The following is a 16943-nucleotide window of genomic DNA, read 5'->3' as shown; positions in this document are numbered from 1 at the left end:
GTCCCCGCCGTCCGGCCAAAACGCCCTCTTGGTAATGCACAAGGGGGCCAAACGGTTTCCTGAGATTAGCGGATCGGGGCTTTTTGAGAAAGACATTCATCCGGAAACGGTCTGCGTCCGGAAACGGTTTGACGAAGCAGCCGTAAAACCCGGATCATATCTGAAAGCGGAAGCGGCGGAGGGGTGCATGACGGGGCAGATCTGTGATGCGGTGATTATCGGCCGCAACGAGGGCGAGCGGCTGAAGGCCTGCCTCGGATCGGTGCAGGGCCTGTTCCGGCGCGTGATCTATGTCGACAGCGGCTCAACTGACGGCTCGCAGGCGGCCGCGGCGGCCCTGGGCGCTGAGGTGGTGACGCTGGATCTCTCGCAGCCCTTCACGGCGGCGCGGGCGCGCAATGCGGGGCTGGCGCAGCTGGCCGGGGATCCGCCGGATCTGGTGCAGTTTCTGGACGGTGACTGCCGCATGGACCCGGACTGGCCGGCGCAGGCCCGGGCCTTTCTGGCGGCGCAGGCGGATGTGGCGGTGGTCTGTGGTCGCAGACGCGAGATTGCGCCGGAGGCTTCGGTTTATAACCGTCTGGCTGATGCCGAATGGGACACCCCCGTCGGAGAGGCCAGGGCCTGTGGGGGCGATGCGATGATGCGTTACGCCCCGCTGGTGGCCCTGGGCGGCTATCGCGCGGATCTGATCGCCGGAGAGGAGCCGGAGCTTTGCCTGCGCCTCAGGCAGGCGGGGTTTCGCATCTGGCGCCTTGATGCGGAGATGACGCTCCATGATGCGGCTGTCGCAGTGGTGGCAGCGGATGCGTCGCGCGGGCCATGCCTTTGCCGAAGGGGCCGCGCTTCATGGGGCGGCACCCGAGCGGCATTGGGTGGCGGAGACGCGCCGGGCGCTGCTTTGGGGCGCGGCGCTTCCACTGGTCACGGTGATCGGCGGGCTGCTTTATGCGCCGCTGTGGCTTTTGCTGCTGATCTGGCCGCTGCAATGGCTGCGTCTGCGCCGCAGGATGGGGGGAGAGCGCAGTTTTTTTACCCTGCTCGGGCGCTTTCCTGAGGCGCAGGGCGCGCTGGGCTATCTCTGGCAAAGGCTGCGCGGCAGGAAGGGGGGGGCTGATCGAATATAAATGATCAGCCGCCGCGCCGCAGTCGCAGGGCATCTGCCACAAGCTCGGGCAGCAGCAGCGCACAGCGCAGATAGCGGCCCGCAAGACGGCGCGGCGACGACAGCATCCGCCAGAGCCATTCCATCGCGATCTTCTGCACCCAGACCGGTGCGCGCTTCTGATGGCCGCCAAGGAAATCCAGACCAGCCCCGATTGAGGCAAAGCCGGTCTGCGGCGCAATGCTCCGCGCCCTCGCAGCAAGGATCTCCTGGCGCGGGGCGCCCAGGGCCAGAAAGCAAAGTCCCGCACCGCTGTCGCGGACCTCAGCCAGCAGGGCATCGGCCGCCGGGCTTTGCGGGTCAAATCCCATGGGCGGGGCGATCCTGGCGCTGATCTGCAGCCCCGGCAGACGGCGTGTCAGATCCTGCGCCGCATCCGCCAGCGCCGCGTCGGACGAGCCGAAAAGCGCGATGCTGAGCCCGGAGTCCCGCGCCAGTTCTGCCATGGGGACCACCAGTTCCGAGCCCGGCACCAGGCTCACCGGCTTTTTTGCAAGCCGCGAGAGCCAGACCACCGGATTGCCATCCGCCACCACCAGGTCCTGCGCCAGATAGGCGTCGAGAAAGGCCTCGTCCTGGCGCAGCTTGACCAGATGATCGAGGTTCAGCGTGGCCAGCGCAAAGCCCCGACGCTGCCTCATCCGCTCGCGCAGTTCAGCCATAAGCCGCGCCCGATCGGGAATGTTGACCCTGAGGCGGCGGTCCCTGATGCGAAAGTCCATGAAGCCCTCCTGGCAGCGGCTGTCTCAGGGGAGCCGAATTTACGCTCTGCGGCAAGCCCGTGCGGCTTAATTCGTTGTGAGATGGCGTGGCCGTGCTAGTCTGAGGGCCGCCATCGCGCCAGAGACCTGCATGCCCAATCTGTTTGCCTATATCGTTCTGTTGCTCTGGCCGCTGGTCGTCTGGACGCTGTTTCAAAAGCTGCCGCCGGGGCGGGCGCTGATCTGGGCGGTGCTTTCGGGCTATATGTGGCTGCCGCCCGTTGCCAATTTCGACCCGCCGGTTCTGCCACCCTTTGACAAAAACACGTTGACGGTTCTGTCCTGCTGGCTGGCGGCCTGGGGTGTCACCGGGGTGCGGGCGGGGCTAATTCCCAAAGATCTGACGGGGCGTCTTCTCGCACTGCTCTATCTGTTCTGGCCGGTGGTCACGGTCTTTGCCAATTCCGAGCCGGTGCCGCGCGGCCGCTTTGAGCCCATTCCGGGGATGAGCTACCCCGATCTGCCCTCGATGATATTTGAGCAGTTCTACGCGCTGATGCTTCTGGGGCTGGCGCGGCAGCTTCTGACCAAGCGTGAGGATCTTACCGCGCTGCTCCAGGCGCTGATGGTGGCGGGCCTCGTCTATTCGCTGCTCATGCTGGTTGAGGTGGTGCTCAGCCCGCAGCTGAACACCTGGATTTACGGCTTTTTCCAGCATGACTTCGGGCAGATGATGCGCCAGGGCGGGTTCCGCCCCATCGTCTTTATGCCCCACGGCCTTTGGGTGGCCCTGTTCGCGGCCTCGGCGCTCTGGGCGGCACTGGCGCTGACCCGCCATGCCTCTGATCGCGAGCGGCCCTTTCTGATGGGCTGCACCCTTTGGCTGATGATCGTGCTGATCCTGTGTAAGTCGCTGGGCGTCCTGATCTTTTCGGCGCTTCTCTTTCCGGCGATCTGGCTTTTGTCGCCGCGGATGCAGTTGCGCATCGCGCTGGTGCTGGTGGTTGTGGCGCTCTGCTATCCGGTCTTCCGCTCGTCAGCGGCCTTTCCGGCAGACTGGCTGATCGAGACCGCCGCCCGCATTGAGCCCGAGCGTGCGCTCTCGCTGGAGTTCCGGCTGGTGAATGAGACGATCCTGCTGGACCGCGCGGGGTTGCAGCCGCTGACCGGATGGGGGGGCTATGGCCGCAATATGACCTTCAGCGTCTGGGATGGCCGGGTGGAATCCGTGACCGACGGGCGCTGGATCATCATGCTGGGCATGTTCGGCTGGCCGGGGTTTCTGGCGGAATTTGGTCTGCTGGCGCTGCCGGTTCTGCGGGCGGCTTTGCGAAAGACGACTGACGCCTGGCCGGTATTCACGGCATTGGCGCTGATCCTTGCGGTGAATATATTTGACCTGCTGCCCAATGCCACGCTGACCACCCTGACCTGGCTGATCGCCGGTGCGCTCTGGGCAGGTGTTCCCGCGTCAGAAGAGGAGAGTCAGAAAATTCGGGATCCCTTCCAGCGCGAAAAGCGTACTCTCATCTGATGTGCTGCCTCTGTGCCGGGGCGGCATCGCTTTGAGTGCAACAGTATTAGGCTTTGCCGGGTCCGGGCCCGGTCTGATTTGAAAGATACGGCTGTGGATTTGAACGAGTATCCGGAAGGTGACATTGCCATTATCGGTATGGCGGCCCATCTGCCGGGGGCGCAGGACATCGGCGCCTATTGGAAGAACCTTTGCGCCGGTATTGAATCGATCCGCCGCCTGAGCCCGGAGGAACTGGCTCAGGCCGGGGAAGACCCTGCGCGCATGCGGCGCAGCAATTACGTGCCCGCCGCCGTGGTGCTTGATGGTTTTGAAGATTTTGATGCGGAGTTCTTTGGCCTTTCGCCCAAAGAAGCCGCCATCATGGATCCGCAGCATCGCCAGTTTCTGGAAGTGGCCTGGGAGGCGCTGGAAGATGCCGGCCATCCGCCGGGCAGCTTTGCCGGGCCGACCGGGGTTTTCGCCGGTTGCGGCATGGGGAGCTATTTCTATTGCAACATCTGCTCCAACCCGGATCTGGTGCAGAACACCGGCATGTTCCTGCTGCGCCATACCGGCAATGATAAGGACTTTCTGCCCACCCGCGTCAGCCATATCTTTGATCTGAAAGGCCCCTCAATCACGGTGCAGACCGCCTGTTCCACCTCGCTGGTGGCGGTGCATCTGGCGGTGCAAAGTCTGCTGAGCGGAGAGAGTGACATGGCCCTCGCCGGGGGGGTCACGATTGAGCTGCCCCATCGGCGCGGCTATCTCTACCAGGAGGGGGAGATCCTGTCGCCGGACGGGCACTGTCATGCCTTTGACCATCGCGCCCAGGGGACGATTTTCGGCTCAGGCGCGGGCTGTGTGGTGCTGCGGCGGCTGCGCGATGCCATTGCGGATGGCGATCAGATTCATGCGGTGATCCGCGGCACGGCAGTGAACAATGACGGTGCTGCCAAGGCGGGCTATCTGGCGCCTTCGGTTGACGGACAGGCGGCCGCGATCCGCGAAGCCCATCAGATGGCGGGGGTTCCCCCTGAGACCATCGGCTATGTCGAATGCCATGGCACCGGCACCTGGCTGGGCGATCCGATCGAAGTGGCCGCGCTGACCGAGGCGTTTCGCGCCGGCACCGACCGTGAGAATTTCGCGAAAATTGGTTCTGTAAAGACCAATATCGGCCATCTGGATACCGCCGCCGGGGTGGCCAGCCTGATCAAAGCCAGCCTCGCGGTGCGCGAGGGGCAGATCCCGCCGAGCCTTGGCTATGAGGCGCCCAACCCCGCCATCGCCTTTGAGGGCTCGCCCTTCTCAGTCAATGACCGGCTGTCAGAGTTTCCGCGCCTCGGGGCCCCGCGCCGGGCCGGGGTGAACTCGCTGGGCGTGGGTGGCACCAATGCCCATGTCATCGTCGAAGAACCCCCTGAGCGGGCACCCTCTGAGCAGTCGGACTGGCCCTTTCAGCTGCTCACCCTCTCGGCCCGTTCGAAAAAGGCGCTTGATGCGGCCTCGGCGCGGCTGGCCGCGCATCTGCGGGAAAGTCCCGGGGTCAATCTCGCCGATGTGGCCTTCACTCTGAAGGAGGGCCGCAAGCCCTTTGAGCACAACCGCGTGCTGGTCGCCGAAACCGCCCTTGAGGCTGCGGAACTGCTGGAGAAGGGCGATCGTTACCGCGTCTTTACCCAAAGCCGCGCAGCAACCCCGCCCGAAGTGGTCTTCATGTTCCCAGGCGGCGGGGCACAATATATCCACATGGCCCGCGATCTTTATGAGACCGAGCCGGTCTTTCGGGAGTGGATGGAGCGCGGATTTGCCGTCCTTGGTGAGGAAACCGGGGCCGGGCTGCGCCGTCTCTGGCTTCCTGCGCCCGGAGAAGAGGCCGCTGCCGCCGCCAGCCTGACGCAGCGCCCCTCGCAGCAGTTGCCGCTGATCATGATGGTCGAATATGCCCTGGCGCAGCTTTGGATGAGCTGGGGTGTTGAGCCGGATTATCTGATCGGCCATTCGATGGGCGAAAACACCGCAGCGGCCCTGGCAGGGGTGATGTCCTTTGAGGATTGCCTGCGCCTGGTGCGCCTGCGGGGTGAGCTCTTCGACAGCATCCCCAGGGGGGGCATGCTTTCGGTGCCGCTGTCTGAGGCGGATCTGCGCCGCGAGCTGGGGGACAGTCTGGATCTGGCTTCGGTCAATGCGCCCGGGCTTTGCGTGGTCTCCGGTCCCGATGCAGAGCTTGAGGCCCTGGCGCAGCGTCTGTCAGCCCGGGGCATCGACAGCCAGCGCGTGCCGATCGACATCGCCGCTCACTCGCGGATGCTCGAGCCGATCCTGAAGCCCTTTGGTGATTTTCTGCGCAGCATAAATCTTGCTGCACCGCAGAAAACCATCATTTCGAACCGCAGCGGAAGGCCGCTGACCGCCGCAGAGGCGACGGATCCCGATTATTGGGTCATGCACCTGCGTGGCACCGTGCAATTTGCAGCCGGGCTGTCCTGGCTGAGTTCTGAGCCGCGGATTTTCCTTGAGGTCGGTCCCGGTAAGGCCCTGTCTTCCCTGGCTCAGGCCAATGGTGTGGCCTCTGAGCGGGTGGTTTCTTCTCTGCGCCACCCTGACCAGGTTTTGGGCGATGATCTGCATTTTGTCACCATGTTCGGGCGTCTGAGCGGACTTGGTCTCTCTCTTGACTGGGCTCCGCTTTGGGGCGGGCAATCGCGTCGGCGTCTCTCTCTGCCGGGATATCCTTTCCAGCGCAGCCGCTATTTTATCGAACCTGGTAAAATTGCTGCACCGCAGAATGCTGCACCCATGCTGCGCCGCAGCGATGATGCGGCGGACTGGGGCTGGCAAAAGATCTGGCGACCGCGTGAGACGGGCGGACCCCTCGCAGCAGAGCTTTCCGGCATGGCGCCGCAGGACTGGCTGATCTTTACCGATGCCGGTGGCGTTCTGGCCCGGCTGGCGGATCGTCTGCGCAGCGCCGGACAGCGCGTTGTGACCGTCCGTGCCGGCGACCGGCCTTCGGGATTTGGCACGGATAAGGTGACCCTTGCGGCCGAACTGGGCCGCGAAGGCTATGATCTGCTGATCGGTGATTTGAGCGCGCGTGGCCGGATGCCCGCACGTATCCTGCATGGCTGGCTGCTGGATGGCGGCAGTGGTCCCCGGCCCGGATCGGATCTCTTTCAGCAGCATATGGAGCAGGGCTTCTGGTCGCTGTTCTGGCTGTCGCAAAGTCTGATCGAGGCCGGACACTCCGGGCCTTTACAGATGACAGTCTTCACCACGGGGGCAGCGTCAGTTGCGGGTGAGGGGATTTCCTTCCCGCAAAAGGCGGCGATTGACGGCGTGTTGCAGGTCCTGCCGCGTGAGCTTCCCGGCGTCAGTTGTGCGCAGCTGGATGTCACGCTTCCCCTTGAAAATGAGGATCTTCTTCTCGAAGAGGCACTGTCTGCGCCGCTGTCGGGTCAGGCGGCGCTGCGGGCTGGCCGCCGCTATGGGGCCGGCCTGCGCGCCCTGCCTCTGCCCCCGGCTGAGCCGTTGAAAGAGGGCACGGTGGTTCTGATCACCGGCGGCTTTGGCGGCATTGGTCAGACGCTCGCGGCAGAGCTTGCCTCTGGCGCGAAGGCGAAGATCGGGCTTTTGTCCCGCCACCACCTGCCGCCGCCCTCGGAGTGGGAGGGCATTCTCTCCCGCAGTCCGGCGGGGGCCGATGCGCAGCGCATCCGCCAGATCCGCGCGCTTCAGGCGGCGGGGGCAGAGGTGCTGCCCCTGGCGGGTGAGGTGAGCAATCTTCAGGACATGCAGGCCGCGAAGGCCGCGCTCAGCGCGGCTTTTGGTCCGGTCGATCTGGTGATCCATGCCGCCGGGGCGGTGGATGACGGGCCGATCCTGTCGCGCAGCGAAACGGCGATCGACCAGGTGTTTTCGCCGAAAATCCAGGGCACGCGGGTGCTCGATGCGGTTTTCCCGGCGAGCGAGCCCTGCCTGATTGTTGTTTTCGCCTCAACCTCGACGGTGATCGGGGCGGCGGGGCAGGTTGATTATGTGGCGGCCAATGCCTTCCTGAATGCCTGGTCTCAGACGCAGCCACCCGGGCCGCGCCGGGTTCTGGCCGTGAACTGGGGGATCTGGGCCGATACCGGCATGGCCGCTGCGGCGGCTGGTGAAACCGGCTCAGACCAGCCCCTTGACAGCCTTCCCATGCTGTCCGCCCTGCGGCGCGAGGCGGATGGGCGGCTGATCTTCAGCGGTCACTGGCGGATCAGCGACTGGTGGCTGGATGGGCACCGCACCCGGGCGGGTGAGGCGCTCCTGCCGGGGACCGGGACTTTTGATCTCCTGGCCTCTGCGCTGCGCGCCAGCGGCCATGCGGGTGGTTATATCCTGCGGGACATCAGCTTCCTCAGCCCGCTGGCGGTGAGCGACAGCCGCGATATCCGACTGGTGCTGCGCCCCGCGCCGCAGGGCTGGCGCTTCACGCTGCAGTCCAAAGTTCAGGCGGGGGGCACCTCCGGCTGGCAGAGCCACAGTGAGGGGGAGGTCGCACTGACGGCCCCTGCCTCCGCGACGGTCGATCTGGCTGCGCTGCGTCTTCGCTGCGGCGCAGCAATCACGGGAGAAGGGTTGCGCAGCCCGCAGGAGGCGCATCTGAATTTCGGCCCGCGCTGGCGTGTGCTGCGCGCGCAGGCGATCGCGGGCAGGGAGGGGCTGGCTGAACTGGAACTGCCCCAGGCCTTTGTCAGCGATCTTGCGGTCGGGCATCTCGCGCATCCGGCGCTGCTGGATCTGGCGACCGGCTGGGCGATGGATCTGATCCCCGGCTACCGGCCCGATCACCTTTGGGTGCCGGTCAGCTATCACGAAGTGCGGGTCGCGGCAGCGCTTCCGGCGCGGATCTTCAGCCATGTGCGGCTCTCGCAGACCGGGCATGCGGAAAGCGGCTCGGTGCGGTTTGATGTGACGCTGACCGACCCGGAGGGGCGGGTGCTTTATGAGGTGACGGGGTTTGAGATCCGCCGCCTTGATCACGGCCTCAGCTTTCCTGCCCCCGATCCCCGCAGTCTTGAGCCCCTTTCAGAGGCCCGACAAAGTGGTCCGGGGCAGGAGCGTCTGCGCGAGGCGCTGGCGCTTGGGATCCGCGCCTCAGAGGGGGGAGAGGCTTTCCTGCGCGCCCTCGCGGTCGCGGAAAGCCCGGTCTATGTCAGCCCTGTGCCCCTGCCGGATCTGATCCGCGCGGCGGATTTCGAGGCGGCCCCCGCCCCGGTTGCTGAGACCGGCTTTGCGCGGCCTGAACTCGACAGCGATTACATCGCCCCGCGCAGCGCGGTTGAGAAAGAGCTGGCCGCCCTGTGGAGTGAGCTTCTGGGGGTGGCCGAAGTCGGGGTTGAGGACAGTTTCTTTGATCTGGGTGGCCATTCGCTGATCGCGGTGCGGCTCTTTGCGCAGATCCGGCGGATCTGGTCGGTCGATCTGCCGATGTCGGTCCTTTTTGAGGCCCCGACCATCGCGGCCTGTGCAGCCCTGATCGAAGCACAGACCGGCCCGCAGGAAGAGGGCGCGGCTCCTTCTGCGGTGGCGCAGCAGGTGGTGCGGCGGACCCATCTGGTTCCCATGCATCCCGGCTCTGCGCCGATGGATCAGCAGCCGCTCTTTGTGGTGGCGGGGATGTTTGGCAATGTGCTGAACCTGCGCCATATGGCGCAGCTGATCGGCAAAGACCGTCCCTTCTACGGGCTGCAGGCGCGGGGGCTTTTCGGTGATGCGAAACCCCATGACGATTTCACCGAAGCCGCCAGGGATTATCTGGCAGAGATGCGTGAGGTGCATCCCGGCGGGCCCTGGCTTCTGGGCGGTTTTTCCGGGGGCGGTCTGATCGCCTGGGAAATGGCCCGCCAGCTTGAGGCTGCTGGAGAGGTGGTGGCCGGTGTTGTTCTGCTGGACACGCCGCAGCCTCTGGCGCCCCAGGTCACCAGGGGGGACGCTCTGCGGGCACGCCTTCAGGGGCTGATGCGAGGCGGGATTGGCTATCTGCGCGAGTGGCAGGCCGAGAAGGCTGCCTATCGTGACCAGCTTGCCCGCGAGGGGGGCGGGGAGAGCGAAGGCCAGCATCAGAACCGCGCGATTGAGGCGGCCTTCCGCGCCGCGCTGCCGCGCTACCGGGTGGAGCGCCGCGAGGGGCCGGTGCTCCTTTATCGGCCTGCGCCGGATCCGATGTGGCAGGTGGGCGGGCGGATGATCGCCCATACCCGGCACTACATCTATCCCGACAACCTCTGGACGCCCTTTGCGCCGGGGCTCGAGATCATCGAGGTGCCGGGGGATCACGACAGCATGGTGCTCGAGCCCAATGTCCGGGTGCTGGCCGCGGGTCTGCGCCGCCGGCTGCGGGATCTGGCCGGAGGCGGAGCATGAGCCGGGTTCTCACCGTCATTCTGAACTGGCGCACGCCGGAGATGACGCTGAAAGCCGTTGAAACGGCACTGGCCGCGATGGAAGGTGTGGGCGGCGCGATCACTGTCGTCGATAATGACAGCGGCGATGGCTCAGAAGAGCAGATCCGCGCCGCGGTTGAGGCGCAGGGCTGGGACCGGGTGCGGGTGATCCAGGCCGGGCGAAATGGCGGATTCGGGGCCGGAAACAACGTCGGGATCCGCGCGGGATTGCCGGGCGGCGAGGTGCCTGATTACGTTTATCTTCTGAATTCAGACGCCTTTCCCGCGCCTGAGACCATCAGGCTGCTGCGCGATCATCTAGAAGCCAGCCCGCGCCTTGGCATGGCAGGCGGCTATGTGGGGGGCGCAGACGGCGTGCCGCATCAGACGCTGTTTCGCTTTCCCTCGATCGCCTCAGAATTTGAGGGCGCGGCCCGCACCGGCCCGATCACGCGGCTTCTGCGCCGCCATGTGGTGCCGCTGCCGATCCCGGATGCGCCCGTCACACCGGCGGACTGGAGCGCGGGTTGCAGTCTGATGATGCGGCAGGCCATGCTCGATCAGATCGGCCTCTTTGATGAGACCTTCTTTCTTTACTTCGAAGAGACGGACCTTTGCCGCCGTGCGGCGCAGGCGGGCTGGGGGCTGGATTATCTGCGCAACGCCCCCGTGGTGCACATCGGCTCAGAAAGCACGGGCATGAAGCGCTGGGCGCGCACGCCGGGTTATTGGTTCGACAGCCGCTGGCATTATTTTTCCAAACATCACGGGCGCGGCGGCGCGGTGCTGGCCACGCTTGCGCATCTTGCGGGCGGCGCGCTGCACCGGCTGCGCTGCCGGATCAACGGCGGGGCGGTGGGGGATCCGCCCCATTTCCTGAAAGACCTCGCGCGGCATATGCTGAGCCGGGGTAAGGGGGGCTGAATGTTTAAGGCATTGTTTATTGGTAACGAGTCGCTGGTGGCGGAATGCGTTTCGCTCTGGCGTGCGGCGGGGCATCAGGTGGCGGCGGTCGTCACCCGCAATGCGGCTCTGCGCGACCGGCTCTCGCAGGAGGGCGTTGCGGTTCTCGCCCCCGGTGCGCCGGTGCCCGAGGGGGGATATGACTGGCTTTTTTCGATTGCCAATCTCTCGCTGGTGCCGCCGGACTTCCTGGCCGCAGCGCGGCGCGGGGCGATCAACTTTCACGACGGCCCCCTGCCGCGCCATGCGGGGCTGAACGCCCCGGTCTGGGCGCTGCTGGAGGGGGAGAGCCGTCACGGCATCACCTGGCATTTCATTGAGGGCGGTATCGATGAAGGCCGCATCCTGCTGTCGCGCAGCTTTGACATTGCGCCCGATGACACGGCCCTGACGCTGAACACCCGCGCTTTTCAGGCGGCGCTTGAAAGCTTTGGCGATCTTGTCGCGCAGATCAGCGCCGATGCTTTGCAGCCTGTGGCGCAGGATTTCTCGCAGCGCAGCTATCATGCCCGCGACGACCGCCCCGCTGCGGCCGCGCGGCTCGATTTCACGCGCCCCGCCGCAGAGCTTGCGCGGCTGGTGCGGGCGCTCGATCACGGCAGCTATACCAACCCCCTGGCCTTGCCCAAGATTGTCGCTGCGGGTCAGATCCTGGTCGTCGGCAGCGCTGAAGAGGTCAGTGGCCGGGGCGCAGCGGGTGAGGTTCTGGCGCTCGATCAGACCACGCTCACTCTGGCCTGCGCGGGGGACACGGCTTTGAGGCTGGGCGGTCTGCGTAATCTGCAGGGTGAGGCTTTCCGCCCGGCTGAGACCCTGCGCAGCGGAGAGATTCTGCCCTCGCTCAGCCCCGCGGAGGCGGCAGAGATCACGGCGGCCCTGGCGGCCGTCACCCCCTCAGAGGGGCGCATCCGCGCGCTTTTGCGCCGCTTTGCGCCGCTTGAGGTGACGCAGACGCCGCCCGTCGCGGCCCCGCGCTGGCAAAGCCTGCCGTTGCCCGCGCTGACAGAGGGGGCCATCGCGCTCTGGGCCTGCCGCATGGCGGGGGCAGAGGTGGCGGATCTTGCGCTCGCTCACACGGACATAGTGACGGCCGGGGGCTATGTGATCCCCTGGGCTCCCCTGCGTCTGACCGCGCCGGCTGACAGCGATGGGCAAAGCCATCAGGCCGCGCAGGCGGCGGCTGTGGCGCGGGCGCGCCAGGGGGCGGGCTTCGCTGCGGATCTCGCTCTGCGGACGCCGGGTGTCGGGGCTGTGCTCATGCCACAGGTGGCGCTGTCGCAGGGGGGGCCGGTGGAGGGCAGTGTCATTACGCTTGCGCCGGGGCAGTTCCATTTTGACGCCGCGCGGCTCGATCCCGCAATGGCGCAGCTTCTGGCCGATCGCCTGGGGGCGCTGGGCGCGGCGCTGGCGGCAGAGCCTGCACGGATCGGTGCGATCCCCGGGCTGGCCGGTGCGGAACGCGATCTGGTGCTGACGGCCTGGAACGACACGGCAACCGCTTATGACGCGCTGACCATGGCGCAGGGCTTTGAGGCCCAGGTGGCGCGCACCCCCGATGCCGTGGCGCTGATCCATGAAGATCAAAGCCTGAGCTATGCGGCGCTGAACGCAATGGCGAACCGTCTGGCGCATCTGCTGCGGGGGCGGGGTGTCGGGCCTGGCGCATTGGTCGGGCTGTCGCTGCGCCGCTCCCCCTGGCTGGTGGCGGGTGCGCTGGGCATTCTGAAGGCGGGCGGGGCCTATGTGCCGATGGACCCCTCCTATCCGGCGGACCGTCTGGCGCTGTTTCTGGAGGACAGCGGCGCGGCCCTGGTGGTCACGGACCGCGCAAGCCTGAGCGTGCTGCCGAAGGGCGCTGAGGTTCTGGTCGTCGAAGATCTGCCCGAGGCGCCTGAGACCAACCCGGAAGGCGGCGCCGGGCCGGAGGATCTGGCCTATCTGATCTATACCTCCGGCTCGACGGGCCGGCCCAAGGGGGTGATGCTGACGCATCGCAATGTGGCGAATTTCTTTGCCGGGATGGATGCGCGGATCGGCACCACGCCGGGCACCTGGCTGGCAGTCACCTCGCTTTCCTTTGATATCTCTGTTCTTGAACTGTTCTGGACCCTGTCTCGCGGCTTCCGCCTGGTTGTGATGGGTGAGGAAGAGCGCAGCCTTGTGGCCGGGGACAGCAGTGCCCTGCCTGCCCTCGGGGGCGGGATGGAATTCAGCCTCTACTACTGGGGCAATGATGACGGCGCAGGCCCTGCGAAATATCAGCTGCTGCTCGATGGCGCGCGCTTTGCCGATCAGCATGGCTTTACCGCCGTCTGGACACCCGAGCGGCATTTCCATGCCTTCGGCGGCCCCTATCCGAACCCTTCGGTGACAGGGGCTGCAGTGGCAGCGGTGACAAAGAACATTGCCGTTCGGGCAGGCTCCTGCGTGGCGCCGCTGCATCATCCGGCGCGGATCGCCGAGGAATGGGCGGTGATCGACAATCTCACCAATGGCCGGGCAGGGATCGCCATGGCCTCGGGCTGGCAGCCGGAAGACTTTGTGCTGCGGCCCGAAAATACGCCCCCCGCCAACCGTAAGGCGCTCTTTGACAGCATTGAGACCGTGCGCCGCCTCTGGCGGGGTGAGGCCGTCTCCTTCCCGCAGCAAAGCGGAGAGATGCTGCCGGCCATCACCCAGCCGCGCCCGGTGCAGAAGGAGCTGCCGGTCTGGGTCACCACGGCAGGCAATGCTGAGAGCTGGCGGGAGGCCGGGCGCATTGGTGCCCATGTGCTGACCCATCTTCTGGGACAGACACTGGCAGAGGTGCGCGACAAGATCGCCATTTATCATCAGGCCCTGCGCGAGAGTGGCCGCGACCCGAAGGACCATAAGGTCACCCTGATGCTGCACACCTTCCTTGCGGGCAGCACCGATGAGGCGCGTCGCATCGCGCGGGAGCCGATGAAGGACTACCTGCGCTCAGCCGCCGGGCTCATCAAACAATATGCCTGGGCTTTCCCGGCCTTCAAAAAGCCCGCAGGGGTGACGGATCCGGGCGCGCTAGATCTGCGCGATCTGGGGGAAGACGAGATGGAGGCGATCCTCGACTTCGCCTTTGAGCGCTATTTCGCGGACTCCGGTCTTTTCGGCACGGTGGAGCAGGCGCTCGCACGCGTGGCAGAGGTTCAGGCCATTGGCGTCACCGAGATTGCCTGCCTGATCGATTACGGCATCGCCCCTGAGGTGGTGCTGGAGGGGCTTCGGCCGCTGGCCTCGGTGGTGGCGCGTGCCGCCGGCGCAGCCTCCGGCCCGCAGGCGGGGGATTACTCCATCGCCGCGCAGATCCGCCGCCATGGGGTGACGCATCTGCAATGCACCCCCTCCATGGCGCGGATGATCGCCATGAATGAGCAAAGCCGCGCCGCGCTGGGCTGGCTCTCGCTGATGATGATCGGCGGTGAGGCCCTGCCCGGAGCGCTGGTGCGCGATCTGCGGCAGGCGGGGGTAGGGCGCATCCTCAATATGTATGGCCCGACCGAGACGACGATCTGGTCCACCACAGAGGAAGCCTCAGGGGATGAGGGGGTGGTGAACATCGGTACGCCGATTGCCAATACCCAGGTCTATGTGCTGACCGATGAGATGGAGCCCTGCGCCATTGGTGTGGCGGGAGAGTTGTGGATCGGCGGCGACGGTGTGGCCCGGGGCTATTGGCAGCGCCCTGATCTGACCGAAGAGCGCTTTAAGCCCGATCCCTTCCGCGCGGCGGGCCGCATCTACCGCACCGGCGATCTGGTGCGCTGGCGGGCGGATGGCAAGCTTGATTTCCTTGGCCGCGCTGATTTCCAGGTGAAGCTGCGTGGCTACCGGATTGAACTTGGCGAGATTGAGGCCGTGCTGGAGGCAGCCCCCGGTGTGCGGCAGGCCGTGGTTCTGGCGCGCGAGGATGTGCCGGGGGATCTGCGGCTTGTGGCCTATGTCACCGCCGACAGCTGGCTGGTGCCTGAGACGCTGCTCTCTGAGGCAGCAAAGCAGCTTCCCGCCCATATGGTGCCGGGGCAGATCGTGAAGCTGGCGGCTTTCCCGCTGACGCCGAACCGCAAGGTTGACCGCAAAGCGCTGCCCGCGCCCCGGGCGGCTGCCCTGCGGGTTGAGGCTTTTGAAGCGCCGGAAGCCGGGGTCCAGGGGGTGATCGCTTCGGTCTGGCAGAAGGTGCTGAACGTGCCGCAGGTCAGTGCGCAGGACAATTTCTTCGCGCTGGGCGGGCATTCGCTGCTGGCGGTCCAGGCCCATCGCGAAATCCGCGCGGCGCTGTGCACGACGAAGCTTTCGATCACCGATATCTTCCGCTTCCCCACGCTGAAGGCCCTGGCCGATCACCTGGGCGCCGCCCCGGCCACCGCCCCCGCAGCCGCCGCCACTGCCACTGCGCCTGCGGCGCAGACCGGCAACAGCCGCCTTGATGCCATGCTGGCGCGCCGCGCCCTTCGGGCCAGCCGGGGATCCTCTGCATGAGCCGGAAGACGGCGGCCCTCGCCGCTTTGCGCGGGCTTTTCCCAGGGGTTGAGGCGGGGTTTGGCCTGGCTGAGGCCGCTGAGGGCGGTGCACTCTGTCCCGGCGAGACGGCGGGGACGCCGGGGCGGGTGGTGCCGCAGCGTGAGGTGGAATTCATCGCCGGGCGCATGGCCGCCCGGGCCGCCATGGCTGATCTTGGACTGCCGCCCCAAGCTGTGCCGCGGGGCGCGGATCGTGCGCCGATCTGGCCGGAGGGGCTTTGCGGCTCGCTGACCCATACCGGGGGGCTGGCGCTGGCCGTGGTCATGCGGCAGGGCGCGGCCAGTCCGGGCATTGATCTCGAACCCGCCGAGGATCTGCCGCCGGAGGTGATCCCCGCCATCCTGACCAGGGCAGAGCGTCTCTGGGCGGCGCGTCAGCCCCGCCCGGGCCTGGCTGCGCGGCTGGTCTTTGTGGCCAAAGAGGCGGGTTATAAGGCGCAATACCCCCTCAGCCGCAGCCTTTTAGGCTTTCAGGAGGCCGAGTTTGAGCCGGGAGGGCCCGGTGAATTTCGCCTGCGGCTTTTGCGTGCCGCAGGGCCGCTGCCGCAGGGCTTCACCTTCGGCGGTCGCTTCAGCACCTCCGGGGAGTTTCTCTTCGCGGGAGCGCTGCTTCCCGCTCTGACGCAGGAGGGCTGTCCATGCAGCGGCGCAGCGTGATCGGTGCAGGGCTTGCCCTGCTGGGATTGGCAGGCGCAGGGGGCGGCTATGCGCTCTGGCGGCGGAGATCCGGAAAGCTGCCGCTGCCCGCGCTGCCGCCTCTGGCGGATGAGGCGGTGTTTTTGGCCGATTTCACCCGCCCTCTCCCGCCGCCCGGTGGGCCGATGCGGGTCTATCACATCGGCCATTCGCTGGTCGGGCGGGAAATGCCTGCCTTCCTCGCGCAGATGGCGGGGCATGGCTATGAAAGCCAGCTTGGCTGGGGCACCTCTTTGCGCGAGCATTGGGAGGAGGGGCTGACCATCAATGGCTATGAGGCCGAGAATGCCCATCCCCGTTTCCGCCCCGCGCGCGAGGCCCTGGCCTCGGGGGATTATGACGCACTCGTGCTGACCGAGATGTCTTCGGTCGAAGACAGCCTGCGCTGGCATGCGACGCCGAATTACATCGCCGAATGGGCCAAAGCGGCGCGGGCCGGGCGGCCTGATATCCGGGTCTTTCTCTATCAGTCCTGGCGCAACCTCGACACGCCGGGCGGCTGGGAAGCGCAGACCACCGCCGATCTGCAGCAGTTCTGGATCACTGAATTTCTGCGCCGCGCCCATGCCGCAGGCTCAGGCCCGGTGCATCTGATCCCGGCAGGGGCGGTTCTTGTTGCGGCGGCTCTGGCCGCTGAGGCGGGGCAGATCCCCGGCGTCCCCCGGCGGCAGGCCTTCTTTTCGGTCTCACCCGAAGGGGTGCCGGATCCTGTTCATCTGAGCGATCTCGGCGCCTGGCTGGTGGCGCTGACGCATTATGTGGTGCTTTACCACAAACTCCCCGAGCCTCTGCCTGTCGATCTGCTGCGCCCGGATGGCCGCAGCTTCAGCCTTGCGCCGGAGGCGGCATCCGCCCTTGCAGAAAGGGTGCGTGCCGTGATCGCGGCAGAGCCCGGCACCGGGGTGAGGTTGTGAAACACCCGCCTGCTGCAGGCCG

General features: G+C 66.3%; 7 protein-coding genes and 1 pseudogene. 7 read left to right on the top strand and 1 reads right to left on the bottom strand.

What is annotated here, in order from left to right; genetic code table 11:
- The first annotated feature begins 187 nt into the window (after positions 1 to 187).
- Positions 188 to 1131, top strand: a pseudogene (locus EP867_RS00465) (glycosyltransferase).
- Here EP867_RS00465 and EP867_RS00460 read toward each other — a convergent pair.
- Entirely contained in the window at positions 1132 to 1887 is a 756-nt protein-coding gene (locus tag EP867_RS00460; RefSeq protein WP_128486250.1) for a WecB/TagA/CpsF family glycosyltransferase, read from the bottom strand.
- A 130-nt stretch (positions 1888 to 2017) separates the two neighbouring features.
- Between EP867_RS00460 and EP867_RS00455 the strand changes: the two genes are divergently transcribed.
- The 6 genes from EP867_RS00455 to EP867_RS00430 all read left to right on the top strand — a co-directional run bounded on the left by EP867_RS00455 (position 2018) and on the right by EP867_RS00430 (position 16921).
- A complete protein-coding gene (locus EP867_RS00455) occupies positions 2018 to 3400 on the top strand; it encodes a hypothetical protein (protein ID WP_128486249.1) in 1383 nt (460 codons plus the stop codon).
- Between the two features lie 93 nt (positions 3401 to 3493).
- Positions 3494 to 9790, top strand: a complete 6297-nt coding sequence (locus EP867_RS00450; protein ID WP_241656772.1) for a type I polyketide synthase — start codon at positions 3494 to 3496, stop codon at positions 9788 to 9790.
- Positions 9787 to 10734, top strand: coding sequence for a glycosyltransferase family 2 protein (locus EP867_RS00445; protein WP_128486247.1), 948 nt, complete (start codon positions 9787 to 9789; stop codon positions 10732 to 10734). Before EP867_RS00450 ends, EP867_RS00445 begins: the two co-directional genes overlap by 4 nt.
- A complete protein-coding gene (locus tag EP867_RS00440) occupies positions 10735 to 15270 on the top strand; it encodes a MupA/Atu3671 family FMN-dependent luciferase-like monooxygenase (RefSeq protein WP_128486246.1) in 4536 nt (1511 codons plus the stop codon).
- On the top strand, positions 15267 to 15968 hold the full coding sequence (locus EP867_RS00435) for a 4'-phosphopantetheinyl transferase family protein (protein WP_128486245.1): 702 nt from the start codon (positions 15267 to 15269) through the stop codon (positions 15966 to 15968). The genes EP867_RS00440 and EP867_RS00435 overlap by 4 nt, the downstream gene beginning before the upstream one ends.
- The gene (locus EP867_RS00430) at positions 15950 to 16921 is read left to right on the top strand and encodes a hypothetical protein (RefSeq protein WP_128486244.1); all 972 of its coding nucleotides are present in this window, start codon (positions 15950 to 15952) and stop codon (positions 16919 to 16921) included. Before EP867_RS00435 ends, EP867_RS00430 begins: the two co-directional genes overlap by 19 nt.
- Positions 16922 to 16943: the final 22 nt, after the last annotated feature.

The sequence above is a fragment of the Falsigemmobacter intermedius genome, from assembly GCF_004054105.1.
In the GTDB taxonomy this organism is placed as follows: domain Bacteria; phylum Pseudomonadota; class Alphaproteobacteria; order Rhodobacterales; family Rhodobacteraceae; genus Wagnerdoeblera; species Wagnerdoeblera intermedia.
The sequence above is the reverse complement of the archived record's forward strand: the minus strand, read 5'-3'. Positions and strand labels throughout refer to the sequence as shown.

Bases quoted from the DNA above. Each gene is read 5' to 3' on its own strand.
- EP867_RS00430 (WP_128486244.1), top strand. From the start codon at position 15,950: ATGCAGCGGCGCAGCGTGATCGGTGCAGGGCTTGCCCTGCTGGGATTG.
- EP867_RS00460 (WP_128486250.1), bottom strand. From the start codon at position 1,887: ATGGACTTTCGCATCAGGGACCGCCGCCTCAGGGTCAACATTCCCGAT.
- EP867_RS00455 (WP_128486249.1), top strand. From the start codon at position 2,018: ATGCCCAATCTGTTTGCCTATATCGTTCTGTTGCTCTGGCCGCTGGTC.
- EP867_RS00440 (WP_128486246.1), top strand. From the start codon at position 10,735: ATGTTTAAGGCATTGTTTATTGGTAACGAGTCGCTGGTGGCGGAATGC.
- EP867_RS00435 (WP_128486245.1), top strand. From the start codon at position 15,267: ATGAGCCGGAAGACGGCGGCCCTCGCCGCTTTGCGCGGGCTTTTCCCA.
- EP867_RS00445 (WP_128486247.1), top strand. From the start codon at position 9,787: ATGAGCCGGGTTCTCACCGTCATTCTGAACTGGCGCACGCCGGAGATG.